This is a genomic window from uncultured Methylophaga sp. (genome assembly GCF_947259025.1).
GTDB lineage: Bacteria > Pseudomonadota > Gammaproteobacteria > Nitrosococcales > Methylophagaceae > Methylophaga.
Genome location: NZ_CAMYKO010000002.1, coordinates 193,139 through 218,642 on the forward strand (window position 1 = coordinate 193,139; position 25,504 = coordinate 218,642).

Consider the following 25,504-nt stretch of genomic DNA (forward strand, 5'->3'; position numbering starts at 1 on the left):
AAATGCTGCTATCCATAAGCAGCGCCTTCGACAGAGATAATCCGTCTGGAGTGCATGCCATGGCCGATCCCCGTCGACCCCAACAGGCAGTCAATCCCGCGGTCAGACATCAGTGGCTGACACCGCTGAAAATTGCGTCTATCTATGCCATATTTGCCGCGCTCTGGATTATCTTTTCCGATTATGCGATTGAATTACTGGCGCTGAACAAAAACGTGCTGTCGACCATGCAGACCTGGAAAGGGCTGTTTTTTGTCAGCATTACTGCGCTGATGGTGTTTGTACTGGTGCGGGTCTATTTTCTGCAGCAGCAGGCTTTAATCGAGCAACTCAACAGCAATCGCCAGCGGCTCAACCTGATCCTGGATTCAGTGCCGGGCGGTATCCGCGAAAATGATCTGGCAGGCCGGATCACCTATAGCAACCCCGGCTACCAGCAAATCATGGATTATCCACCAGAGTCGCTCCTGCATGCTTATGTCTGGGACTTTGAAGTCAGCGACAGCGATGCGCAGCAACTGCGTGATTATTTCTTTCACCTGGTCAAGCACCAGCCGACACCAGAGCCCTATATCAGCCGTTGTCTGACCAGGTATGGCCAGGAGCGAGTTACAGAGATTAACTGGGGCTATCAGTACGACAGCGAGGGGCAGTTGTCTGGCTTAATTTCAGTGATTTCCGATATCACCCAGATCCGCCAGCAAGAGCAGGAAATCGCGCATCTGGCTTATTACGATCCCCTCACCGGGCTGCCGAACCGCTTCCGTTCTCTGGAACAACTGGATAAACAGATCCGTAGTGCCGGACACAGCGGTCAGCAACTGGCCGTGATGGTGCTGGATTTGGATCACTTCAAGAAGGTCAATGACTCACTCGGTCATGATACCGGTGACCGTCTTTTACAGGCCCTGGTACTGCGTCTGCAGAAAATCCTGCAGCCACAGCAAATGCTGGGCCGGCTGGGCGGCGATGAATTCATTATCTTGCAGCGCCATCAGTCTGAAATAGACTCCTTGTCAGCTTTTATTGAGTTGGCACTGACACCGTTTAAGCAGGCATTCAGCATTGAAAACCGTGAAATGATGCTTACTGCCAGTGCCGGTGTGGCGGTTTATCCCGATGACGGCACTACGGCATCAGAGTTACTACGTAATGCCGATTCGGCCATGTTCCATGCCAAGGATAGCGGCCGCAATACTTTCAGCTATTTCACCCGCACGATGAATGTGGATGTGGCCCGGCGCTTCAGTATTGAGGAGCAGCTACATTCTGCCCTGGTGCAGGATCAGTTCAGTCTGGTTTATCAACCCCAGGTAGCGTTGAATAATGAACGCATCACCGGCGTAGAGGCACTGATCCGCTGGCATAACCCGCTGCTGGGTCAGGTTTCACCGGATGAATTTATTCCGGTCGCAGAGCAGAGCAGTCTGATCCTCTCGATTGGCCGATTTGTTCTGGCTGAGTCAATAAAAATGCTGGCAGACATCCAGCAGAGCCAGCCCGGTTTTCGCATGGCTATCAACCTGTCGCCGGTACAGTTTCGTGATCTCAGTCTGGTTGACACGATTGAGCAGCTTATTCGGCAATATCAGCTTGCACCGTCGACATTGGAACTGGAGATCACTGAGGGCGTGTTACTGAGTGGTGCGGCAACAGTCAAGTCGACACTGCAGGCGCTGAGTGAACTGGGCATCAGTCTGGCGATGGATGATTTTGGTACCGGCTATTCCTCGCTGAGTTATTTACGAAACTATCCTTTTGATGTGCTGAAAATTGATCGCAGCTTTATTGCAGATATTGTCGAAGATCCGGCCGAGCGCGAACTGATTCATGCGATCGTGGCGATGTCCCAGGGACTGGGGATCCGGGTTGTCGCCGAGGGTGTGGAGACTGCCGCACAGCGTGATTTCCTGGAAACGGTGGGCTGCGATTATGCCCAGGGCTACTATTTCAGCAAACCGCTACCCGCGGAGGAACTGCGAAGTCTGTTGAGCCAATCCTAGGACATCAGGCTGTCGATCGTCTGCTGCAGTTCGCTGAAGTTGATGGGTTTAGTGAGATAGCGGTCAAAGCCTGCTGCCAGCCCTTTATCAATGTCTTCAGCCATGGCATTGGCAGATAGTGCAATAACCTTGATGTAGCGAGTGACTGCGGATTGCTTGAGCTGCTTGAGTGCCTGATAACCGTTCATGCCCGGAAGATTAATGTCCATCAGGATCAGATCCGGCTCTTGATCAAATGCTATGGTCAACCCGCTTTCAGCATCTTGCGCAGTAGTGAGGCTGACACCTTGCTGGCGCTGGAAATACTGCTTAATCAGATCAAGATTGGTCGGGTTATCTTCAATACACAGCAGATGAAGCGCTTTTCGCTGACTCTGATCAGACTCAGTTTCAACAGCTACTGAGGTAGCCGGCGAGGGTGATGAAGGCGTCACTGAGGACATGGGTAAATCAACCCAGAAGCTCGAGCCGACATCCAGGGTGCTTTCAAAACCGAAACGCCCCTGCATCAACTTGACCAGTTCATGGCTGATGGCCAGACCGATACCGGTGCCCGGAATAGTAGAGCGCTCCTTATCCAGTCGGTTGAAAGGCTCGAACAGGCGCGTCTGCATTTGTTCGTCGATACCATAGCCACTGTCATTCACTGCGATACGAATGCTTTCATCATGATGACTGACGCGAAGCAGGATCTGACCGTGGGGTCGGTTGTATTTGGCGGCATTAGACAACAGGTTGAGTAATACCTGTTTGAGTTTGACGTAGTCGGCGCGGACAAACAGCGTGTCAATGTTGTCGGGAAACTCTGTTTCCAGTGTCAGCGACAGCGTTGCCAGTTGCACCTGCACCAGCGGCAGCACATGTTCAATCAGAGGCTGCAGCGCGACATCCTCAACCGAAATGGTCATATGACCGCTTTCAATCCGTGATAAGTCGAGGACATCATTGATCAGACTGAGCAGGTGGTTGCCGGAGTTTTCGATCATTTCTATCGACTCGCGCTGGCCGTCTTCAAGTCTTTCCTGTCGCAGCAACTGTGAAAAACCGATAATGGCATTGAGCGGCGTACGCAGTTCATGACTCATTTTAGTCAGAAATTCGCTTTTTGCCTTGTTGGCCTGTTCGGCTTGCTGCATGGCGTGAATCAACTCTTGCTGATACTGATGACGCTCGGAAATATCGCGGATCACGCCGATAAAAAACTGGCGGTGGCCAAACTGTATCGGTGAAACATGTAATTCGATCGGAAACAGGCTGTCATCCTTGCGCCGGCCCCGCAGAGACAGGGTCTGGTGTATCACCTTGCTTGCGCCGAGTTGGCCCTTAGCCAGCAGGCGTTCATCGTCATTTTGATTGTCTTGCGGCAGCAGTATCGACAACGGCTGGCCAATCAACTCTGCTTCCGCATAAACAAACAGCGTGCATACCGCTGGGTTGACCATGTCAATGATGCCATCGTCAGCAATGGTGACAAAACCATCGTCTGTCTGGTTGATAATGGCATCACGCTGCTGCAGGCTGGCCATGCGTTGCAGGGTGGAACGCCGGTAGAGCAGGGTGCCGATAGCGGTCATCACAATGACCACTATGATGCTGAAAATGACACTGAACAATAACGAGCGATAGAGCTTGTAGACCTCGGCCACATCGGTCTCAGTGACCACGCCCATGTTCAGTTTTTCATCCCATCGCCAGGCCCCGACTACTTTAACGCCGCGGAAATCGCGGTAACCCTCAATATCGATGCCTGATGCCTGCCGGCTTAAAGACTGCGCCATTCGGGTCAACGGCATGGCAGCATAATCGGCCGGACTGATAACGCTATCCGTCTCCAGCAAGTTCACATCGGGTCTGCGGATATGCAGGTTCAGATCGGCATGCGGATTCTCTGCGGGCAACAGACCGGCTTTGCGCAATGCTTGGTTGTAGCGGCTCTCGGTCAGTAGTAAGCCGTTTCTGTCTATGGCGTAACTGTGGCCGCTGTCTCCCACCTGGTTCTGGTGAAAAGCCGGCACAAAGATTTTGTCTGGTGCGGTTTCAAAAGCAAATAACGCGATGATGTCGCCATGCCAGTCAACTACCGGGGCAAACAGCAGCATGGTGGGCAGGCCGCGAAGCAGATGACCGTGTTTATCTGGCCAGCGCTGCAGACTTTTGAATGGCTGTGTGACAAAGGCGCGGTCGGATTTGGCCTGTTGCAGCACAGAGTCGGGCAGCTTAAGTGCTGCTGGAGGGGGAGCAATGCCGTGGCGCCCCGACAACAGCAATTCACCTTGCAGGTTGAACAGTTTGTAGTCGCGGTAATTTTCTGATTCGACAATGGCTGTCAGCGTGCTGTCCAGGCGCCCAAACAATTCATCTTCAACGCCTCCGCTGCCGCCTGCCAACAGTACTTGGGTAACCTGGCGCAAAGACAGGTTTTCCGCCCAGTAACGGGCATTGCGGCTGTGCGATTCAATATCGGTTTTTACGCGGGTCAGTGAGGCATCGAGGGTATCGTTAAGCCGGGTTTCGACGTCGGCCTGAATCAGTGAAAATAAGTAGCTCGCTGCTGCACTGGCGCAAGCAACAGCAATCAGAATCAGCAGTGCCGCTACTGCCACGGGCCGGGTAAACAGCCTGGATTTTTTTACTGAAAGAGACGCATTCATTTTGTCGGCATGGGCTTAAAAGTCAGAACATATGCTGCTCTGTGTTGTCTCTGATTGTGGCGGCGATAAAAACAGGCTGTTGTGCAATCAGAGTCAGCTCAGACAGCGTTCAAACGAACAGCATAAAGGCTTTTTTGTTGCCAGGTAAAATATCTCAGCAATCAGCCGGAGATGAAGCGCATATCCGGCTTCTCATCATGCCCGAGAGTGTGTAGTATCTCTTGCGATGGTTACTCATTGTCTGACGTGACCGGGCGCATGATGGCTCAGCCTTCGTGCTCTGATGAGAATTCGACCGAGAGGAAACAGTATGCTGGAGAATTATCTCCCGATATTGTTGTTTGTCATCATCGGCATCGGCTTCGGCGTGATGCCGTTAGTGGCCGGTTTTATTCTGGGACCACGGCACCCTGATGATGAAAAACGCTCAGCCTATGAATGTGGTTTCGAGCCCTTCGATGACAGCCACATGAAGTTCGATGTGCGCTATTACCTGGTCGCTATTCTCTTCATTATCTTTGATCTGGAAATCGCCTTTTTATTCCCCTGGGCAATCGTGCTGGATGAAATCGGTGTGTTCGGCCTGTTGTCGATGTTCCTGTTTCTTGCCATTCTGGTTGTCGGATTTATTTACGAGTGGAAAAAAGGAGCGCTGGAATGGGAATAGAAGGCGTGTTGGAAAAAGGTGTGGTCACTACTTCGGCCGATAAGCTGATTAACTGGGCCCGCACCGGCTCTTTGTGGCCAATGACCTTCGGACTTGCCTGCTGTGCGGTGGAAATGATGCATGCCGGCGCAGCCCGTTACGATCTGGACCGTTTCGGTGTGGTGTTCCGCCCCAGTCCGCGTCAATCAGATGTAATGATTGTCGCCGGCACGCTGGTGAACAAAATGGCACCGGCCTTGCGCAAAGTCTACGACCAGATGTCAGAACCGCGCTGGGTCATCTCGATGGGCTCCTGCGCCAACGGTGGCGGCTACTATCATTATTCCTATTCTGTGGTGCGCGGCTGTGACCGTATTGTCCCGGTTGATATCTACGTGCCGGGCTGTCCGCCAACTGCCGAGGCGCTGCTCTATGGCATTGTCCAGTTGCAGAAAAAAATCCAACGTACTAACACCATTGCCAGACCGGCAGCCAGTTAAGCGGGAGCCGGATGATGCAAGCCTTGAAAGCCAGACTGGAACGGGACTTTGCGGACGAATTACTCGACTGCAGCCTGGATCGGGGCGAGGTCACGCTCAATGTCGGTGCTGAATATATCACCACGGTCTGCCGTCGCCTGCGTGATGAATACGGCTTTGCTCAGTTGATGGATTTGTGTGGCGTCGATTATTCCGAGTATGGCGGCAGCAGTTGGGAGACCAAGCAGTCCAGTGAGTTCGGTTTCAGCCGCGCCGTCGACGGCCTCGGTCACAGTGAGCCGGTTGAAGACGGTTATCGCTTCGCCGTGGTTTATCACTTGCTGTCCATTGAACACAATCAGCGGCTGCGGCTGAAAGTCCGGCTGGATGCGGAGAACCCGGTGGTCGATAGTGTGACTGGGATCTGGCACGGTGCCGAATGGTTTGAGCGTGAGGCCTTCGATATGTTCGGCATCTTGTTTGATGGTCACCAGGATCTGCGTCGCATTCTGACTGACTACGGCTTTGTCGGCCATCCGTTTCGCAAGGACTTTCCGCTCATCGGCAATGTTGAAATGCGTTACGACGAAGAAAAAAAACGGGTGGTGTATGAGCCGGTTAGTATTGAACCGCGCACGCTGGTGCCGCGGGTCATCCGCGATGATAACCGCTACTGGAAGGATGAAAGCTGAAAATGGCCGAAATTAAGAATTACACACTCAATTTTGGTCCCCAGCATCCGGCCGCGCATGGTGTCCTGCGCCTGATCCTGGAAATGGACGGCGAGGTTATTGAGCGTGCTGATCCGCATATCGGCCTATTGCACCGGGGCACGGAAAAGCTGGCCGAATCCAAGCCGTTTAACCAGAGCATCGGCTATATGGATCGGCTCGATTACGTATCGATGATGTGCAATGAGCATGCCTATGTGATGGCCATTGAAAAGCTGCTGGGGCTGGAGATCCCAACCCGGGCGCAGTACATCCGGGTCATGTTTGATGAAATCACCCGCATTCTCAACCACCTGATGTGGCTCGGCGCTCATGGTCTGGATATCGGCGCGATGACGGTGTTCTTGTACTGTTTCCGTGAACGTGAAGATCTGATGGATGTTTACGAAGCCGTCTCCGGTGCCCGCATGCATGCGACGTATTATCGTCCTGGCGGTGTATATCGCGACCTGCCGGACAGCATGCCGCAATATCAGGCCTCCAAGTGGCACAGCGAAAAGGAAATCAAGCATAAAAATCAGAACCGCGAAGGCAGCGTGCTCGATTTTATCGAAGATTTCACGGCGCGTTTTCCAAACTGCGTAGACGAATATGAAACCCTGCTGACCGATAACCGTATCTGGAAACAGCGCACTGTCGGCATTGGCGTGGTCAGCCCGGAGAGGGCTTTGCAACTGGGTTTCAGCGGGCCGATGCTGCGTGGTAGTGGGATTGAATGGGACCTGCGTCGCAAGCAGCCTTATGAAGTGTATGACCGTCTGGATTTTGATATTCCGATCGGCAGCGAGGGTGACTGCTATGACCGTTACCTGGTGCGTATTGAAGAGATGCGCCAGTCCAACCACATTATCAAACAATGCATCGACTGGCTGCGCGCCAATCCGGGGCCGGTGCAGGCCCATGAGAGTAAAGTTGTGCCGCCCAAACGTGATGTGATGAAAAACGATATGGAAGCGTTGATTCATCACTTCAAGCTGTTCACCGAGGGTTATTGTGTACCGGAAGGCGAGGTCTATGCCACGGTGGAACATCCCAAGGGCGAGTTTGGTGTGTACATGGTGTCGGATGGGGCTAATAAACCCTACCGGGTCAAAATCCGTGCCCCCGGCTTTCCGCACTTGGCGGCGATGGATGAGATGGCCAAGGGCCATATGCTGGCCGATGTGGTGGCGATTATCGGTACCATGGATATTGTATTTGGCGAGATTGATCGATGACGGAAATGCTTTTGACCGGTCCCCGCGAAACGCTGTTCAATGACAGCCTGCGTGAGCAGATGGATAGCTGGATCGTTAAGTATCCGGCCGGGCAGGAACAGTCTGCAGTGATCCCCTGTCTGCACATTCTGCAGGACGCCAATGAAGGTTGGCTCAGCCGTGCCATTATGGATGCGCTGGCTGAGTATCTCGATATCCCTTCAATCAGTGTTTACGAAGTGGCGACCTTTTACACCATGTTCGAGCTGGCACCGGTGGGCAAACACAAGATCAGTGTCTGCACCAATATCTCCTGCATGCTTTGTGGCTCGGAAACCATCATGAATCACCTGCAGCAGAAACTGGATATCAAGCCGGGCGAAACGTCTGAGGACGGCCAGTTCACGCTGAAAGAAGTGGAGTGTCTGGGCGCCTGTGTCGGCGCACCCATGATGCTGCTGGATCGCGATTATCACGAATTTTTGACGCCGGAAAAAATCGATCAAATTCTGGACGGGCTGAGCTGATGAAACTGGATCAAATCTGTTTCCGCACCTCGCATCTGACACCATCATGGACACTGGATGCCTATCGCCAGGTCGGCGGTTACCAGGTGCTGGAACAAGTGCTGAAAAGCAAGATGCGTCAGGAAGAGATCATCGAACAGGTCAAGAACTCGGCGCTGCGTGGTCGTGGCGGTGCCGGTTTTCCCACCGGGCTCAAATGGAGCTTTATGCCCAGAAAGCTGCCCGGTGATAAATACATTGTCTGTAACTCGGATGAAGGCGAACCCGGCACTTGCAAGGATCGCGATATCCTGCGCTATAACCCTCACCAGTTAATCGAAGGCATGATCCTGGCCGGGTACACCATCGGTGCCCACACCGGTTACAACTATATCCGCGGTGAGTTTTACGAGCCGATTGAGCGTTTTGAAGCGGCGCTGAAAGAGGCGCGCGAGGCTGGCTTGTTGGGTAAGGATATCCTGGGTAGTGGGTTTAACTTCGAACTGCATACCCATATCGGTGCCGGCGCCTATATCTGCGGTGAAGAGACCGCCTTACTGGAGTCGCTGGAAGGCAAAAAAGGCCAGCCCCGTTATAAACCGCCTTTCCCTGCCGGTTACGGGCTTTACGGTAAGCCCACCACTATTAACAATACTGAAAGTCTGGCTTCCATCCCGGTGATTCTGCAGCACGGAGCGGACTGGTTTCATGAGCTGGGTACGCCCAATAACGGCGGCAGCAAAATTTTCTGTATGACCGGCCACGTCAATAAACCGGGTAACTACGAAGTGCCGCTGGGTACACCGTTTTCTGAGTTGCTGGAACTGGCCGGTGGTGTCCGCGACGGCAATAAACTCAAAGCCGTGATCCCGGGTGGAACCTCAACGCCGGTGGTGCCGGGCGATGTGATGATGGAAACGCCGATGAGTTATGACGGCATCAGCAAGGCACGCTCGATGCTGGGCGCCGGGTCGGTTATCGTGATGGATGAAAAAACCTGCATGGTCAAAGCCCTGCAGCGTATCGCCTATTTTTACTACGAGGAATCCTGCGGTCAGTGCACGCCTTGCCGGGAAGGGACCGGCTGGTTGTACCGGGTGATTAAACGTATCGAAGAAGGCCAGGGCCGGCAGGAAGATCTGGATAGACTGGTGGATGTGGCTGACAATATCAACGGCAACACTATCTGTGCGCTGGGTGATGCGGCAGCGGCACCGGTGATGAGCTTTATCAAACATTTCCGTGATGAATTTCAGTATCACATCGACCATGGATGTTGCATGGATAACACGGCGTAAAGACTAAGCTATGGTTAATATCGAAATCGACGGTATTCCACTCAAAGTGGATTCAACAAAAATGATTATTCAGGCCGCTGACGAGGCAGGCATTGATATCCCGCGTTTTTGTTATCACAAGAAGCTGTCGATCGCGGCTAACTGCCGGATGTGCCTGGTGGAAGTCGATAGGGCGCGCAAAGCGATGCCAGCCTGTGCCACGCCGGTGGCAGAGGGCATGAAGGTCTTTACTGACTCCAAAGTGGCGGTGAACGCCCAGCGCAGCGTGATGGAGTTTCTACTGATCAATCACCCGCTGGATTGCCCGATTTGCGACCAGGGCGGTGAATGCGAACTGCAGGATCTGTCGATGGGCTATGGTGACGGCATCAGTCGTTTTACCGAAGGCAAACGCGCGGTTAAAGATAAAGATATAGGCCCGCTGATTCAGACCGAAATGACCCGCTGTATCCACTGCACCCGCTGTGTACGTTTCGGTGAAGAAATCGCCGGTATAAAAGAGCTGGGGGCGACCGGACGCGGTGAGCATATGGAGATTGGCACCTACGTCGAGCATAGCCTGGCTTCGGAACTGTCCGGCAATATCATCGATTTGTGCCCGGTCGGAGCTTTAACTTCCAAGCCATTCCGCTACCAGGCTCGGGCCTGGGAAATGCGTGCCCATCCTTCAATTGCGCCGCATGATGCGGTGGGCTCCAATATCGAATTGCACCTGCGCAAGAATGATGTGATGCGGGTAGTGCCCCGTGATAACGAGGAGATTAACGAGGCCTGGCTGTCAGACCGGGATCGTTTCAGTTATCTGGGGCTCAACAGTGACAACAGGCTCAAGGAGCCGATGGTCAAATTCGATGGCGAGTGGCAGGTGGTGGACTGGCAAACCGCACTGGAACACGTCAACGAAGGCCTGCAGCGGGTGATTGGCAAGTTCGGCGCCGAGGAAGTGGCGGGCCTGATTGCACCCACCACCACGCTGGAGGAAGCCTACCTGTTCCAGAAATGGCTGCGTGGGCTGGGCGTTGAAAACATCGATCACCGCCTGCGCCAGCAGGATTTTACAGACAGCCAGGTGGATTACCGTCAGCAGGACTGGCAACTAGCCGATATCAGTGACAGCGATGCCTTTTTGCTGCTGGGCACCAACATTCGTGCCGAACAGCCGATTATTGCTCACCGTATCCGTCAGGCCTCACTGGACGGCGCAACCGTATGCAGCATCAACTTTTTCGAACGGGATCTGTTAATGCCGGTCGACCAGCAACTGGCGCTGAATACCAGTGAGATGCTGGAGAGCCTGGCGGGCATCGCCAAGGCGTTGACTGCCGTTTACCAGGGCGACGATCAGCAATGGCATGATTTGTTGCCGTACCGTTCACCCTCGGCCTTTGAACAGAACGTGGCACTGCAGCTGTCCAATGCCCGTCAGGCGACCTTGTTTATTGGTGATTTAATCAATCATCATCCCCATGCCAGCAAACTGCGTTCTCTGGCGGCACTGGTGGCAGAACTGAGTGACAGCCGGCTGGTGGTGTTGCCGGCAGCCAATGCCCATGCCCACGCTGTTGCCGATACCCAGCCCCGGGGCAAAGCCCGCAACGCTCGCCAAAGCTGGGAGGATGCGCTGCGTGCTTATGTGATGATGGGCTTTGATCCCAAGCTGGATACGGCACAGCCGCGGGTTGTGCATGATGCGCTGCGCCGCGCCAGTTTTGTGGTCAGCATTGACAGTTTTGAAAACGACTGGGCCCGGCAATATGCCAATGTGTTGTTGCCTATGGCCTGCTTCAGCGAAACTTCCGGTACTTTTGTCGGCATCGATCAGCGCTGGCAGCGGTTTGCCGGTGCCGTGCCACCTCGTGGTGACAGCCGGCCGGGTTGGAAAATTCTGCGGGTACTGGGCAATATCGCCGAGCTCAGCGGCTTTGATTATGTCTCATCGCAGGATGTGGTGGATGAAATCGAACATCAGCCGTCATCCAGCGATGACGAGCGGCAATGGTATCTGCCGGACTCCCTGGATATCGATACCGATTTGATGCTGATTTCGGAAGTGCCCATGTATGCCACTGACAGTCTGTTACGTCACAGCGAGGCACTGCAAAAAACACCCGAGTCCAAGGCCAGCCTTGTAGCCCGTATTAATCCGGCAGAAGCGGAAAAACGCGGCCTGGATTCACAGCATCTGGTGCAGATCAGCCAGGGTGAACAGCAGATAACGCTGCCGCTGGAGCTGGATGAACAGATCGCCGATGGCTGCATTTACCTGGCCGCCGCCACCGAATTCAGTGCCCTGCTGGGCGATATGTTTGCCGAGGTTCAGGTGAGCCAAGTCGGGGACAGCTGATGGATATTCTGCTGGAATATATCCTCCCCAACATCGGTAAGATTTTACTGATCGTGGTGCCTCTGATGCTGTCAGTAGCGTATCTGACTTATGCCGAGCGCAAAGTCATCGGCTATATCCAGACCCGTATCGGCCCCAACCGGGTTGGACCGTGGGGCCTGCTGCAACCGATTGCCGACGGTCTCAAGCTGTTGATGAAAGAGGTGATTTTTCCGGCGCGCTCCAATCTTTATATGTTCCTGGTGGCACCGGTACTGGCCATTGGTCCGGCGCTCGCAGCCTGGGCGGTGATGCCGTTTGATGCCGGCCTGGTGCTGGCCGATATTGATGCCGGTTTGCTATATGTGCTGGCGATTACTTCGATGAGTGTCTATGGCGTTGTTATTGCCGGCTGGGCCTCAAACTCGCGCTATGCCTTTCTCGGGGCTTTGCGCAGTGCGGCGCAGGTGGTGTCCTATGAGATCGCCATGGGCTTTGCCCTAGTCGGGGTGTTAATCGCGGCCGGCAGCCTCAACCTGGGAGAAATTGTTTTGGCCCAGCAGGGCGGTATCCTGAGTTGGTTCTGGCTGCCTTTATTGCCGTTGTTCGTGGTTTACTTTGTGTCCGGCGTGGCGGAAACCAACCGGGCACCATTTGATATTGCCGAGGGTGAATCGGAAATCGTCGCCGGTTTCCATGTCGAGTATTCGGGCATGGCCTTTGCCGTGTTCTTCCTCGCCGAATATGCCGATATGATCCTGATCTCAATGCTGGCCGCGACCCTGTTTATGGGCGGCTGGCTGTCACCGTTTGAAGGCATACCGGTGCTGGAAAGCCTGTTCGCCTGGGTGCCGGGCCTTGTCTGGCTGCTCGCCAAGACCGCTTTTTTCCTGTTTATCTACCTGTGGCTTCGGGCCACCTTCCCGCGTTATCGTTACGATCAGATCATGCGTTTGGGCTGGAAAATTTTTATCCCGGTCACGCTGGTTTGGCTGGTAGTGGTGGCCACAGCCCAGGTGCTGGATATTGGTCCGTGGTTTACTGAACAAGCAGCTTTGGCTGCAGGAGGGGCGTGATGAATCAGCAAATACGCCATTTCTTTAAAAGTTTTTTCCTGTGGGAATTGATACAGGGCCTGCGGCTTACCGGGCGCTACCTGTTTGCCCGCAAGGTGACGGTGCAATACCCGGAAGAGAAAACTCCACAGTCTCCACGCTTTCGTGGCCTGCATGCGCTGCGGCGCTATCCCAACGGCGAAGAGCGCTGTATCGGCTGTAAACTCTGCGAAGCCGTGTGTCCGGCGCTGGCCATTACCATTGATACAGAGCCCCGTGACGATGGCACCCGCCGCACCACCCGCTATGATATTGACCTGTTCAAATGCATCTACTGCGGTTTTTGTGAAGAGTCCTGTCCGGTGGACTCCATTGTAGAAACCCGCCAGTTTGAATTTCATTTCGAAGAGCGCGGCGATCACATCATCAACAAAGAAAAACTGCTGGCTATCGGCGATAAGTACGAAGTGCAGATTGCGGCAGACAGGGAGGCGGATGCACCGTATCGCTAGATGGAACAGGTAATTTTTTACGGCTTTGCTGCCATTTTGCTGTTTGCTGCCACCATGGTGATCACGGTCAGTAACCCGGTCAAAGCGGCCTTGTTTCTGGTGCTGGCATTTTTTACCAGTGCTGCCATCTGGCTGATGCTGCATGCCGAGTTTCTGGCGATCAGTCTGGTACTGGTCTATGTAGGCGCAGTGCTGGTGCTGTTTCTGTTTGTGGTGATGATGCTGGATATTGATCTGGCACCGCTGAAAGAAGGGTTTACCCGTTATCTGCCGCTGGGCATTCTGGTGGCAGCCTTGATCGTGGTAGAGATGATTACCGTGCTGAATGCACCGCAGTTTGATGTGCTGCCAGCAGCAGCCGAAGACGGCAGTAATACCCGTGTATTGGGACGTTTGCTTTATACCGTTTACGTCTATCCCTTTGAAATCGCCTCGGTGATCCTGACCGTGGCCATTGTCGCCGCGATTACCCTGACCCTGCGTGAACATCAGCGTAAATTGCAGGATGTGGGCAAACAGGTGGCAGTGCGTCGCGAGGATCGCGTCAGGCTGGTGAATCTGCGTGAGCCAAAACAAGACAAGGGAGAAGAAACATCATGATTGTCTTGTCGGACTACCTGATACTGGCAGCCATTTTATTCAGCCTGGCGGTGGCCGGTATTTTCATCAACCGTAAAAACATCATTATTCTGCTGATGTGCATCGAACTGATGCTGCTGGCAGTAAACCTAAATTTTGTGGCGTTCTCGCATTTCTCGGGCGACCCGGCCGGGCAGGTGTTTGTCTTCTTTATTCTCACCGTAGCAGCGGCCGAAGCGGCGATTGGTCTGGCGATTCTGGTGCTGCTGTTCCGTAACCTCAGCACTATCAATGTCTCCGATATGGACAGGCTCAAAGGATAGCGCATGAAGGGACTCTTGCTCACCATTGTTCTTGCCCCGCTGCTCGGCGCCATTATTGCCGGTTTTTTTGGTAAACAGATTGGCCGCACCTGGGCGCACCGGGTCACGATTGGCGGCGTTGGCGTGGCTTTCGCCTTGTCTGTGTGGGTGTTCAAGCTGGTTGTGGCCGATGGTGTTTATTACAACGACAGCATTTATCAATGGCTGCAGGCGGGATCGCTGACTCTGGAAATCGGCTTTATGGTCGATTCCTTAACGGCGGTGATGATGACCGTGGTGACTTTCGTCTCGCTGATGGTGCATATCTACACTATCGGTTACATGCATGATGATGACGGCTACAGCCGTTTTTTCAGTTATATCTCGCTGTTTACCTTTGCCATGCTGATGCTGGTGATGTCCAACAACTTCCTGCAGTTATTTTTCGGCTGGGAAGCGGTGGGGCTGGTGTCCTACCTGTTGATTGGGTTCTGGTATAAAAAGCCCACAGCGATCTATGCCAACCTCAAAGCTTTTCTGGTCAATCGCGTCGGTGACTTCGGGTTTTTGCTGGGCATTGCCGCGGTGTTGATGTACGCAGGCAGTCTGGATTATATCCAGGTGTTTGCCCAGGCGCCGGCGATGGCCGAGAAAAATATCGTCATCTTCGGTGATGCCCAGTGGTCGGTGATGACCGTCACCTGTATTTTGCTGTTTATCGGTGCCATGGGTAAATCAGCGCAGGTGCCTTTACATGTCTGGTTGCCCGACTCGATGGAAGGCCCGACCCCGATATCGGCCCTGATCCACGCTGCCACCATGGTCACCGCCGGTATTTTTATGGTCGCCAGAATGTCGCCGCTGTTTGAACTGTCGGAAACGGCACTGTCGTTTATCCTGATTATTGGTGCCGTTACCGCGCTGTTTATGGGGCTGCTGGGTTTGGTGCAGAACGATATCAAGCGGGTGATTGCCTATTCGACACTGTCACAGCTGGGTTATATGACGGTCGCATTGGGCGCCTCAGCCTACGCTGCCGGGATTTTTCATCTGCTCACCCACGCTTTTTTCAAGGCGCTGCTGTTCCTGGCCGCCGGGTCGGTGATTATCGCCCTGCATCATCAGCAGGATATGCGGCAAATGGGCGGACTCAGGAAATATATGCCCATCACTTACTGGACCAGTTTGATTGGTTCTCTGGCATTAATTGGTTTTCCGGGGCTGTCGGGCTTTTTCTCCAAGGACGCCATTATCGAGGCCGTGCATGCCTCGAGTATCCCCGGCAGCGACTTTGCCTATTTTGCCGTGCTGGTGGGGGTTTTTATCACCGCCCTTTACAGTTTCCGCCTGTTTTTCCTGGTGTTTCACGGTGAAGAGCGCTTTGACAGTCACGGCCACAAGCCGCATGAATCGCCCTGGGTAGTGACGCTGCCGCTGATTGCGCTGGCCATTCCATCGGTGTTGGCCGGGTATTTTATCGGTGACGTGGTGTTCGGCCGTTTCTTTGGTAATGCGATTTTTGTTGCCGGGCCGCGCGACGTGCTGGGTCAGCTCGGCAGTCATTACCATGGCGTCTGGGCCTTTATGCTGCACGGCTTGCAGGCCTTGCCTTTCTGGCTGGCCATCGCCGGTGTGGCCATGGCCTGGTATCTCTATATGCATCGGCCTGAAATTCCGGGCATGCTCAAAGCCAGGTTACACGGCCTGCACAGCCTGCTGGATAACAAATACGGCTTTGACAGTTTCAACGATAAGGTCTTTGCTGCCGGCTCACGTGGTATCGGCGGTCTGTTATGGCGGGTTGGTGATCGCTTTTTGATTGATGGCGCCGTGGTCAACGGCACCGCTAAAACGGTTGACTGGGTAGCCAGGCTGGTGCGACAAGTGCAGTCGGGTTACCTGTACCATTATGCGTTTGCAATGATAGTAGGGGTGTGGCTGCTGCTGACCCTGTTTGTAGGTTAAAGGACTGGGATGCTTGCAGAGTTGCCTTTACTGAGTCTGCTTATCTGGCTGCCGATTGCCGGTGGTGTGATTGCGCTGTTGCTGGGCGATGAACGCGCTTTGCTCAAACCTTTCGCGCTCGCTATCGCCGCAGTGACGATGGTGCTGTCATTCGGGCTTTATATCGGCTTTGACAGCAGCACACATCAGATGCAGTTTGTGGAAAAAGCGCCGTGGATAGAGACGTTTAAGATCTTCTACCACCTGGGTGTCGACGGTTTTTCCATGCCGCTGATCATTCTCACCACCATTTCCACCTTGCTGGTGGTGGTGGCCGCCTGGGAAGTGATTCAGCACCGCCTGAGCCAATACCTGGCCGCCTTTTTGATTATGGAAGGGCTGATGCTGGCGGTATTTTCAGCGCTGGATGCGGTGCTGTTTTACGTGTTTTTCGAGGCGATGCTGATCCCACTGTTCCTGGTGATTGGCATCTGGGGCGGACCCAACCGGGTCTATGCGACTATCAAGTTTTTCCTTTATACCTTCTTCGGTTCGGTATTTTTGCTGCTGGCTTTGCTTTACCTGCGTCATGTCAGTGACAGCTTTGCCATTCTGGATTTTCACAACGTCGCCTTGTCCCTGGATGAACAAATCTGGCTGCTACTGGCGTTTCTGATTGCTTTTGCGGTCAAGGTACCCATGTGGCCGGTGCATACCTGGCTGCCCGATGCCCACGTCGAGGCGCCGACCGGCGGTTCGGTGATCCTGGCAGCGATTACCTTGAAAATTGGTGGCTACGGCTTTTTACGATTTGCCCTGCCGATCGCCCCCGATGCCAGTCTGGCACTGGACTGGTTGATTATCGCCCTATCGCTGATAGCGGTGGTTTATATCGGTTTTGTGGCACTGGCGCAGACCGATCTGAAAAAACTGATTGCCTATTCCAGTATTGCGCATATGGGCTTTGTCACGCTGGGCCTGTTTATCGTATTTGATATTTTTGCCAACGCGGCGACTGGCAGCGGGGCGATACTGGCGATTGAAGGGGCGATGGTGCAGATGATTTCGCACGGCTTTATTTCCGCGGCCATGTTCCTCGCTGTCGGCGTCTTGTATGACCGCATGCATACCCGCGATATTCAGGCTTATGGCGGTGTGGTCAACACCATGCCGGTGTTTGCGGCTTTTGCCGTATTTTTTGCCATGGCCAATGCCGGATTGCCCGGCACCTCGGGGTTTGTCGGTGAGTTTATGGTGATCCTGGCGGCGTTCCAGGCCAACTTCTGGTTTGCCTTCCTGGCTGCGACCACCTTGATTCTGGGTGCCGCTTACACCTTGTGGATGGTCAAGCGGGTGTTTTTCGGGGAAGTGGCCAATGATGAGGTTCAAGCCCTGTCGGACATCAACCGGCGGGAATTCTGGATGCTGGCCTCGCTGGCGGTCATTGTTCTGCTGCTGGGCGTCTGGCCTGAGCCACTGCTCGACGTAATGCACACCTCAGTGGAAAATTTACTTACCCAGGTCGCCCAGTCGAAACTGTAAAAGGATAAGCGCAGAAATGTTTCAGGTTCCCAATATGCTGTTTGTGCTGCCGGAGATGGTCATGCTGGCCATGGCCTGCGTAATCCTGTTGCTAGTCGCTTTTACCGGCACACGCCAAATCCATTGGGTGATCGGGCTGAGCCAGTTCACCTTGTTCATCACAGCGCTGATTGTGGTCTGGAATATGGGCGAGGGCGGACTGACCTTTTCCGGTACCTATATCAAGGACAACCTCAGTGATGTGCTGAAAGTCTTTGTCTGTGTGATCAATATGCTGGTGCTGCTTTACTCAAGCCGCTACCTCAAAGCCCGCGGACTGAGGCAGGGCGAGTTTTATGTATTGGCAGTGTTTTCAACGCTGGGCATGCTGATCATGGTGTCGGCCTATCATCTGCTCACGCTTTACCTGGGACTGGAACTGATGTCGCTGTGCCTCTATGCCATGGTGGCGATGCAGCGTGACTCGGCGGTGGCCACCGAAGCGGCGATGAAATATTTTATCCTTGGCAGTATTGCCTCGGGCATGCTGTTGTATGGCATGTCGATTATCTATGGTATCACCGGCAGTCTGGGCATTAACGACATTGCGTTGGCAGTGGCTGGCAGCGTCGGCGATGACAGCATTCTGAGTTTCGGCATTGTGTTCCTGGTGATTGGTATTGGCTTCAAATACGGTGCCGTGCCGTTTCATATGTGGCTGCCTGATGTGTATCACGGGGCGCCGACCGCAATGACACTGTTTATTGCCGCCGCGCCCAAGGTGGCGGCGTTTGCCATGCTGATTCGCTTGCTCGCCGAGGGCCTGCTGGACTTGCAGCATTATTGGCAGGATATGCTGATCATGCTGGCACTGTTATCGATGATCATCGGTAATATTGTGGCGATTGCCCAGAGTAATCTGAAGCGGATGCTGGCATACTCCACCATCTCCCATGTCGGCTTTTTGTTAATGGGTGTGTTGTCGGGGACCGATGAGGGCTTTGCCGCATCGATGTTTTACACGCTGATTTACGCTTTGATGACGCTGGGGGCTTTCGGCATGATTCTGCTGCTCAGTCGCCAGGGCTTTGAAGCTGAGAATATTGACGATTTTAAAGGGCTCAGTGACAGTCATCCCTGGTTTGCGCTGTTGATGCTGATCCTGATGTTCTCGATGGCGGGCATTCCGCCGCTGGCCGGCTTTTATGCCAAACTGTTAGTGATCAAGGCGGCGATAGATGTCGATTTGCTGCTGGTTGCACTGGTGGCTGTGGTGACTTCGGTGATTGGCGCGTTTTATTATCTGCGGGTGATCAAGGTGATGTATTTTGACAAGCCCCTGGTCACACACCGGCTTGATGCCGGCAGGCCAATGCAGATCGCGCTCAGCGTCAATGTGCTGATGATTTTGCTATTGGGGCTGTTCCCCGGCGCGCTGATGCAGCTTTGTTCATTCGTATTTGTTTAGTAGGTAACCATGTCTGTCTGGCTGATGATTGCTTTGTTCGTGTTAATTGCCAACCTCCCCTGGATTGGCAACCGCGTTTTTTTTATTTATCCCATGCCGCTCAAGCCGGTCTGGGTACGGCTGGTCGAGTTAATGGTGTATTATTTTGTCAGTCTGATGATCGGCATTGCTTTCGAGATGCGTTTCTCCGGTGATATTTACACCCAGCAATGGGAGTTTTTTGTCACCACGTTAAGCCTGTTTCTGGTACTGGCTGTACCGGGCGTCGTCTACCGTTATCAATGGTTGCCGATGCAGAAAAAGTTCAAATAGACCGCGCGGTTTTCTACCGCTAAGCCCCAGACAGATAATAGAAAATCCGCTTTAAGCGGCGACAGACAACAATCTGTAACGTCTGTTGTGAATAATGGGTGCAACTCCTGTCAATCTAGTTTAGAATTGGCGGGTTTAACTACCGCGAAATAGCGCGGTACCGTTCGATTAACATCAATTAGAGACACAGGATTATGGCTTCTGATTTAACCAAGTACAGAAATATAGGTATCTTCGCGCACGTTGACGCGGGTAAAACCACGACAACCGAGCGTATCCTGAAACTGACCGGTAAAATCCACAAGACCGGTGAAGTTCACGAAGGTGAATCCACCATGGACTTCATGGATCAGGAAGCCGAGCGTGGTATTACCATCCAGTCTGCTGCCACCACCTGTGCCTGGAACGACCACCGTCTGAACGTTATCGATACCCCGGGACACGTTGACTTCACTATCGAAGTGTATCGTTCTCTGAAAGTCCTCGACGGCGGTGTGGGGGTTTTCTGTGGTAGTGGTGGTGTTGAGCCGCAATCAGAAACCAACTGGCGTTATGCGAACGAATCAGAAGTTTCCCGTCTGATCTTCGTTAACAAACTGGACCGTATGGGTGCTGACTTCTACCGCGTTGTTAAACAGGTTGAAGACGTGCTGGCGGCCACCCCGCTGGTGATGGTCCTGCCAATCGGTATCGAAGATGAATTCAAAGGTGTAGTTGATCTGCTGACCCGTAAAGCGTGGATCTGGTCTGATGATAAAGATCCTGAAAGCTACACCATCGAAGAGCCGCCAGCAGATATGGCTGATGCCGTTGAAGAATGGCGCGAAAAACTGGTCGAGACTGCCGTTGAGCAGGACGACGACCTGATGGAAAAATACCTGGAAGGTGAAGAGCCTTCTATCGACGAGCTGAAAGAATGCATCCGCAAAGGCACATTGAACCTGTCGTTCTTCCCGACTTACTGTGGTTCAGCGTTCAAAAACAAAGGTATCCAGTTGCTGCTGGACGCCGTTGTTGACTATCTGCCTGACCCGACTCAGGTTGATCCACAACCGGAAGTTGATCTGGAAGGTAACGAAACCGGTGAAGTGGCGACGGTTGATATCAACGGCCCACTGCGCGCACTGGCGTTCAAAATCATGGACGACCGTTTCGGCGCCCTGACCTTTATTCGTGTTTACTCCGGTGAACTGCGTAAAGGCGACACCGTACTGAACACCTTTACCGGTAAAACCGAACGTGTTGGCCGTATGGTGGAAATGCACGCCGATGATCGTAACGAGCTTGATTACGCCCACGCCGGTGACATCGTTGCTGTGGTAGGTATGAAAGACACTCAAACCGGTCATACACTGTGTGATCCGAAGCATCCGGCAACCCTGGAACCAATGGTCTTCCCGGATCCCGTTATCTCTATCGCGATTGCGCCTAAAGACAAAGGCTCAGCCGAAAAACTGGGTATCGCTCTGGGTAAAATGATTAAAGAAGATCCTTCGTTCCGTGTTGAAACGGACGAAGACAGTGGCGAAACCATCATGAAAGGCATGGGTGAGCTGCACCTGGATATCAAAGTCGATATCCTCAAGCGTACTCACAACATCGAGGTTATCGTGGGTGAACCACAAGTGGCTTACCGTGAAACCATCACCCAGCCTGTGACTGATACCTACACCCACAAAAAACAAACCGGTGGTTCAGGTCAGTTTGCCCGTATCGATTACACCATCGAGCCGGCTGAAGCAGGTACCGGTTTTGAATTTGAGTCTACTGTTACCGGTGGTAACGTACCTCGCGAATTCTGGCCTGCTGTGCAGTCTGGTTTCGCGAAGATGATGGACAAAGGCGTACTGGCTGGCTTCCCTTGCCTGGACGTCAAAGTAAACCTGCAAGACGGTGCCTTCCACGCGGTTGACTCCTCTGCAGTCGCTTATGAGCTGGCTTCACAAGCAGCTTACCGTCAATCTATGCCGAAAGCGGGTCCGCAACTGCTGGAACCGATCATGAAAGTGGACGTGTTCACCCCGGAAGACCACGTCGGTGATGTGATTGGTGACCTGAACCGTCGTCGTGGCATGATCAAGTCTCAGGATGCAGGCCCAACCGGTGTTCGCATCAAGGCTGATGTGCCACTGAGCGAAATGTTCGGTTACATTGGCACGCTGCGTACCATGACTTCTGGTCGTGGCCAGTTCTCAATGGAATTCCTGCAATACTCACCGTGCCCGAAAAACGTGGCTGACGAGGTTATCAAGGAAGTTCAGGAACGCGAAGCGGCCAAGAAATAAGCAGCATATTTCTGAACTAGAAAAAGGCCGGTTTTTACCGGCCTTTTTTTTGCCAGAATTTGGCATCTACACCGTCAAACGGTTCACGAATCAGCCATCAGTTCTTATAATTGTCATCACGGAGTGTAGCTCAGCCTGGTAGAGCACTGCCTTCGGGAGGCAGGGGTCGGAGGTTCGAATCCTCTCACTCCGACCATCATAAAAATGATGTCAGCCTTGTCCGTTTCTCAAGCTGCTAATTATCGTGAGCGCAGACGGTGCGGTTTAGTTGGCAAAGCAAAATAGCGAGTGCTGCATGGCAGTCAGGCCATCGATACTGAGCCTGATATCAACAGGCCGGAACCCACAATATCAATCATTTATTAACCATCTCAGCGAAGCTGAGATTTGATTGCTTTCTGCTTGACGTCAACTCCTCCATTGAAAGACAGTGTCAGTCAAACTCCCAACGTAACCAGCCAAACAGCACATTGCCCTTATTGCGAAGGCCGGGCACATAAGTGGCCTGAAAGTTGAGGCTTTTATAACCGACTGAGGCCAGCGGTAACAGGTAAGGTACCGGAATATAGTTCCAGTTCTCGCGCATGGTGATGCCGGCAGTGAGGCCCAGGCCCAATCGAAGGTCCTGGTGCTGATCCAGAGGCCGCCAGATCTTTTCGTAGCCATAACCACCTACAGGCTCCCACGCGTATTGTGAGTCCTTGAACAGCATCAGATACAAGCCATGCCAGTCACCATCGGCATCATAACGGGTCAGGCCGTAACCAGCTCCCCAGGGCGTTTCATTGTATTCGTCGCGACGGTCCTTATCCCAGGCAAAAGGTGGATGCCAGGCAATCACAGGTAAATACAAACTTTGATGTGATGGCGAATCCCAGGTCTCGAGGCTGTTGAGTTTGAGTCGTTCCCACAACACGATGGGCAGGGCGTTATCAGTCTGTTCCGGTTCATCACCGGCCAGCGCAGAACAGCAAAACGCCACTAAGGAAAAAAGCGATAAGTGGATCCACATAGCCAGCCTCCTGAAGACTGTCTTCCGATTTTAAGATAGCATGACAGAAACTATCCGGCTCAGCTTTCGTCGAAACCGGAGAGTTGTTTAAAGAGGAGTCAGGAATGCATTCAAATGCTGTAAAAGTCAGTCAAATTCAACTGTTGCTGTTGAGTATGCTCAGCATTGCGCTGTTTTGGTTCTCATCAGTGGCCGTGGCCGAGGGTGATTTAACCCGTCAGACACCGATTGAAGTTGAAGTGCAACTGGGCGTCGGTGAAGCGCACCGTTTTTCACCCAGCCACCTGGAGTTTGAAACCGGCAAACTCTACAAACTGGTTTTGATCAACAACAGCAGTGCCAAACATTATTTCACCTCGATGGGCCTGGCCAAGAGAGTGTTCAGCCGCAAGGTTCAGGTGATGAAAGAAGTCGATGGCAAATTCAGCCGGACGGCAGAAATCAAAGGGGATATCAGCGAAATCGAAGTATTCCCGGGCCACAGGGTCGAGTGGTGGTTTGTGCCGGTGCAGACCGGTGAGCTGACTGATCTGCACTGTCATGTTGATGACGAAGCGTCAGGCATGACACATGAGGAACTGGGCATGACCGGCACTATCAGCATCAAGTAGCGCTACGCCGTGATGCAAGCCGGCACTCATTGCTGCCGGCTTGCAATTGACTTAGTTAACCAGACTTTGAATTGGCGCCGGAATACGGCCGCCCAGGCGCACAAAGCGGTTTTCCTGTTCGCCCATATTGACCGCCATCACCGGACCTTCACCCAAGAGGCCACCGAATACTACATGATCACCGGCTTTTTTGCCCGGTGCCGGAATCAGCCGCGCGGCCGTGGTCTTCTTATTAATAACGCCAATCGCCATCTCATCAGCCATCACCGCCGACAGCATTTCTGCCGAGGTATCGCCGGGCAGGGCAATCATATCAAGACCGACCGAACACACTGAAGTCATGGCTTCCAGTTTTTCCAGTGACAGGGTGCCGTTGGCGGCAGAATCAGCAATGCTTAAGTCTTCACAGACCGGAATAAAGGCGCCACTCAGGCCGCCCACATGCGAGCTGGCAAAAGCGCCGCCTTTTTTGACTGCATCATTGAGCATAGCCAGAAAAGCAGTACTGCCTGGTGCGCCAATGGCCGGCAGACCAATGGCTTCAAAGATTTCGCCGACACTGTCATTTTCATTCGGTGTTGGGGCCAGCGACAGATCCACAATGCCGAAAGGTAATCCCAGGCTCTCTGCAACTTCACGGCCGACCAGTTCACCGGCGCGGGTGAGCCGGGCCGCGGTCTGTTTAATCACGTCTGCGGCGCGACTGAGATCCATATCCTGCTGTTCATTGATCGCACGTTCCAGCGCTGCTTTGACCACGCCGGGACCACTGACACCGACACTGACCACCGCATCGGCTTCACCAATCCCCAGGTAGGCACCGGCCATAAAGGGAACGTCCTGTGGAATATTGGCAAACACCACCAGTTTGGCGGCCGCCAGACCATCATCCTCGGCGGTCATTTCTGCGGCTTGTTTGACCACCACGCCCATGCGCTTAATGGCATCCATATTAAGACCGGCGCGGGTGCTGGCCACATTGACTGAAGAGCAAACGCGCTGGCTTTCGGTTAATGCCTGGGGAATGGCATCAATCAGTGCCTGGTCGCCGCGGCTCATGCCTTTCTCGACCAGGGCACTGAAACCACCCACAAAATCGACGCCCAGTTCCAGCGCGGCTTTATCCAGGGTTAAGGCTATCTCCACCATTTGTTCAGCATTGAATGGGGCGGCCACGACGCCAATCGGACTGACAGAAATCCGCTTGTTGGCGACTTCAATCCCATAGCGACGCTCGATCCGCTCACAAGTGGCGACCAGTTGACCGGCAGTGCGGGTGATTTTGTCGTAAACCCGGCTTTTGAAGGTGTTGATATCGTCACTGACGCAATCAGTCAGGTTAATGCCAACCGTGACTGTGCGCAGATCCAGGTTTTCCTCGCGCACCATTTGCAGGGTGGAGATAATATCTTTGGGATTAAGCATAAAATATCCTGAGTGTGGCTGTGGCGTCAGTTAACAATACTGCTGACCGAATCAAAAATCTTGCGGTGCTGGACGCTGATTTCCAGATCCAGCCGCGTGGCGATATCAGTCAGCGCATCACGCAATGCTTGCATGACCGTGTCTTTGGGGACATCAACTTCAAACACCATCAGGTTATCCATCGGGTTGCTGCCGCCTTTGAAAATCGCCTGAATATGGGTGATGTTAACGCCGTGCTGATAAAGCTGGGCGGCAATCTCGGCGACCAGGCCCTGGCGGTCGGGGCCAATCGCAGTGACGATGTAGGGCTGAACTTGCGCTTTATGCTGATGCCAGTCGCTGCTGCTTTCACGCCAGGGATGGACGCGGATAAACAGATCCATATCCTGGCAGGCGGCTTCCAGCGCCGTTTGCAAAGCCTCAGCGCTGTCGGCATCCGCCAGTTCAACCTGCAGCAGGGCACCAAACACGGTGTCGAGCAGAGTCTGGCTGAGGTTTTCAATATTGCCATTGTGCTGTTTAATAATGTCGGACACGCGGGCGATGATGCCCGGCTGATCACTGCCCAGCACTGAAATTAACACTTTATTCATAGCTTTATTCCAAACATGATGTTCCCGGCCTTTTTATCAGTAGAGATACTGA

22 protein-coding genes and 1 tRNA gene are annotated in these 25,504 nt (G+C 53.4%); 19 read left to right on the top strand and 4 right to left on the bottom strand.

The features are described from left to right. Positions 1 to 59: 59 nt before the first annotated feature. Entirely contained in the window at positions 60 to 2,003 is a 1,944-nt protein-coding gene (locus tag Q0X64_RS02105; RefSeq protein WP_297808396.1) for a bifunctional diguanylate cyclase/phosphodiesterase, read from the top strand. Here Q0X64_RS02105 and Q0X64_RS02110 read toward each other — a convergent pair. Further along, a complete protein-coding gene (locus Q0X64_RS02110; protein ID WP_297808398.1) occupies positions 2,000 to 4,654 on the bottom strand; it encodes a response regulator in 2,655 nt (884 codons plus the stop codon). The genes Q0X64_RS02105 and Q0X64_RS02110 overlap by 4 nt on opposite strands. A gap of 310 nt (positions 4,655 to 4,964) precedes the next feature. Here Q0X64_RS02110 and Q0X64_RS02115 point away from each other — a divergent pair, with 310 nt between their 5' ends. The 17 genes from Q0X64_RS02115 to Q0X64_RS02195 all read left to right on the top strand — a co-directional run bounded on the left by Q0X64_RS02115 (position 4,965) and on the right by Q0X64_RS02195 (position 22,007). Then, on the top strand, positions 4,965 to 5,321 hold the full coding sequence (locus Q0X64_RS02115; protein ID WP_297808401.1) for an NADH-quinone oxidoreductase subunit A: 357 nt from the start codon (positions 4,965 to 4,967) through the stop codon (positions 5,319 to 5,321). Then, a complete protein-coding gene (locus tag Q0X64_RS02120; RefSeq protein ID WP_297808404.1) occupies positions 5,312 to 5,800 on the top strand; it encodes an NADH-quinone oxidoreductase subunit B in 489 nt (162 codons plus the stop codon). Before Q0X64_RS02115 ends, Q0X64_RS02120 begins: the two co-directional genes overlap by 10 nt. Positions 5,801 to 5,811: 11 nt before the next feature. Further along, positions 5,812 to 6,471: an NADH-quinone oxidoreductase subunit C gene (locus tag Q0X64_RS02125; protein ID WP_297808407.1), complete on the top strand. Its 660-nt coding sequence runs from the start codon at positions 5,812 to 5,814 to the stop codon at positions 6,469 to 6,471. Positions 6,472 to 6,473: 2 nt separating this feature from the next. Further along, a complete protein-coding gene (locus Q0X64_RS02130; RefSeq protein WP_297808410.1) occupies positions 6,474 to 7,727 on the top strand; it encodes an NADH-quinone oxidoreductase subunit D in 1,254 nt (417 codons plus the stop codon). Then, positions 7,724 to 8,233: an NADH-quinone oxidoreductase subunit NuoE gene (nuoE, locus tag Q0X64_RS02135; protein WP_297808411.1), complete on the top strand. Its 510-nt coding sequence runs from the start codon at positions 7,724 to 7,726 to the stop codon at positions 8,231 to 8,233. Before Q0X64_RS02130 ends, nuoE begins: the two co-directional genes overlap by 4 nt. Beyond that, positions 8,233 to 9,510 carry an NADH-quinone oxidoreductase subunit NuoF gene (nuoF, locus tag Q0X64_RS02140; RefSeq protein WP_297808414.1) on the top strand — a complete coding sequence of 426 codons (1,278 nt, stop codon included), beginning with the start codon at positions 8,233 to 8,235 and terminating at the stop codon, positions 9,508 to 9,510. The genes nuoE and nuoF overlap by 1 nt, the downstream gene beginning before the upstream one ends. A gap of 10 nt (positions 9,511 to 9,520) precedes the next feature. Beyond that, positions 9,521 to 11,854, top strand: a complete 2,334-nt coding sequence (gene nuoG / locus Q0X64_RS02145; protein ID WP_297808417.1) for an NADH-quinone oxidoreductase subunit NuoG — start codon at positions 9,521 to 9,523, stop codon at positions 11,852 to 11,854. Further along, positions 11,854 to 12,909 (top strand): NADH-quinone oxidoreductase subunit NuoH, encoded by a 1,056-nt coding sequence (nuoH, locus tag Q0X64_RS02150; protein WP_297808420.1) that lies wholly within the window; start codon positions 11,854 to 11,856, stop codon positions 12,907 to 12,909. Before nuoG ends, nuoH begins: the two co-directional genes overlap by 1 nt. Continuing rightward, positions 12,909 to 13,400, top strand: coding sequence for an NADH-quinone oxidoreductase subunit NuoI (gene nuoI / locus Q0X64_RS02155; protein WP_297808422.1), 492 nt, complete (start codon positions 12,909 to 12,911; stop codon positions 13,398 to 13,400). The genes nuoH and nuoI overlap by 1 nt, the downstream gene beginning before the upstream one ends. Beyond that, positions 13,401 to 14,000: an NADH-quinone oxidoreductase subunit J gene (locus tag Q0X64_RS02160; protein ID WP_297808425.1), complete on the top strand. Its 600-nt coding sequence runs from the start codon at positions 13,401 to 13,403 to the stop codon at positions 13,998 to 14,000. Next, positions 13,997 to 14,302, top strand: coding sequence for an NADH-quinone oxidoreductase subunit NuoK (gene nuoK / locus Q0X64_RS02165; protein WP_297808428.1), 306 nt, complete (start codon positions 13,997 to 13,999; stop codon positions 14,300 to 14,302). Before Q0X64_RS02160 ends, nuoK begins: the two co-directional genes overlap by 4 nt. Positions 14,303 to 14,305: 3 nt before the next feature. Continuing rightward, positions 14,306 to 16,246, top strand: coding sequence for an NADH-quinone oxidoreductase subunit L (nuoL, locus tag Q0X64_RS02170; RefSeq protein ID WP_297808432.1), 1,941 nt, complete (start codon positions 14,306 to 14,308; stop codon positions 16,244 to 16,246). 9 nt (positions 16,247 to 16,255) lie between these two features. After that, positions 16,256 to 17,767, top strand: coding sequence for an NADH-quinone oxidoreductase subunit M (locus tag Q0X64_RS02175; RefSeq protein ID WP_297808435.1), 1,512 nt, complete (start codon positions 16,256 to 16,258; stop codon positions 17,765 to 17,767). 16 nt (positions 17,768 to 17,783) lie between these two features. Then, complete coding sequence (gene nuoN, locus Q0X64_RS02180) at positions 17,784 to 19,214, top strand: NADH-quinone oxidoreductase subunit NuoN (RefSeq protein ID WP_297808438.1); 1,431 nt, start codon at positions 17,784 to 17,786, stop codon at positions 19,212 to 19,214. Positions 19,215 to 19,223: 9 nt separating this feature from the next. Further along, entirely contained in the window at positions 19,224 to 19,526 is a 303-nt protein-coding gene (locus tag Q0X64_RS02185) for a DUF2818 family protein (protein WP_297808440.1), read from the top strand. A gap of 194 nt (positions 19,527 to 19,720) precedes the next feature. Continuing rightward, a complete protein-coding gene (gene fusA, locus Q0X64_RS02190; RefSeq protein ID WP_297808442.1) occupies positions 19,721 to 21,811 on the top strand; it encodes an elongation factor G in 2,091 nt (696 codons plus the stop codon). A 119-nt stretch (positions 21,812 to 21,930) separates the two neighbouring features. Beyond that, positions 21,931 to 22,007 (top strand) — tRNA-Pro (locus Q0X64_RS02195). Between the two features lie 237 nt (positions 22,008 to 22,244). Here the strand turns inward: Q0X64_RS02195 and pagP are convergent. Next, complete coding sequence (gene pagP, locus Q0X64_RS02200; protein WP_297808445.1) at positions 22,245 to 22,823, bottom strand: lipid IV(A) palmitoyltransferase PagP; 579 nt, start codon at positions 22,821 to 22,823, stop codon at positions 22,245 to 22,247. Between the two features lie 104 nt (positions 22,824 to 22,927). On the opposite strand from pagP, the gene Q0X64_RS02205 reads away from it, so the two are divergent. After that, on the top strand, positions 22,928 to 23,434 hold the full coding sequence (locus Q0X64_RS02205) for a hypothetical protein (protein ID WP_297808448.1): 507 nt from the start codon (positions 22,928 to 22,930) through the stop codon (positions 23,432 to 23,434). A gap of 51 nt (positions 23,435 to 23,485) precedes the next feature. On the opposite strand, the gene Q0X64_RS02210 is transcribed toward Q0X64_RS02205, so the two are convergent. Together Q0X64_RS02210 and Q0X64_RS02215 are read right to left on the bottom strand one after the other, a co-directional pair. Continuing rightward, a complete protein-coding gene (locus Q0X64_RS02210) occupies positions 23,486 to 24,859 on the bottom strand; it encodes a PFL family protein (protein WP_297808450.1) in 1,374 nt (457 codons plus the stop codon). 26 nt (positions 24,860 to 24,885) lie between these two features. After that, positions 24,886 to 25,452 (bottom strand): ACT domain-containing protein, encoded by a 567-nt coding sequence (locus tag Q0X64_RS02215; RefSeq protein ID WP_297808453.1) that lies wholly within the window; start codon positions 25,450 to 25,452, stop codon positions 24,886 to 24,888. Positions 25,453 to 25,504 lie beyond the last annotated feature (52 nt).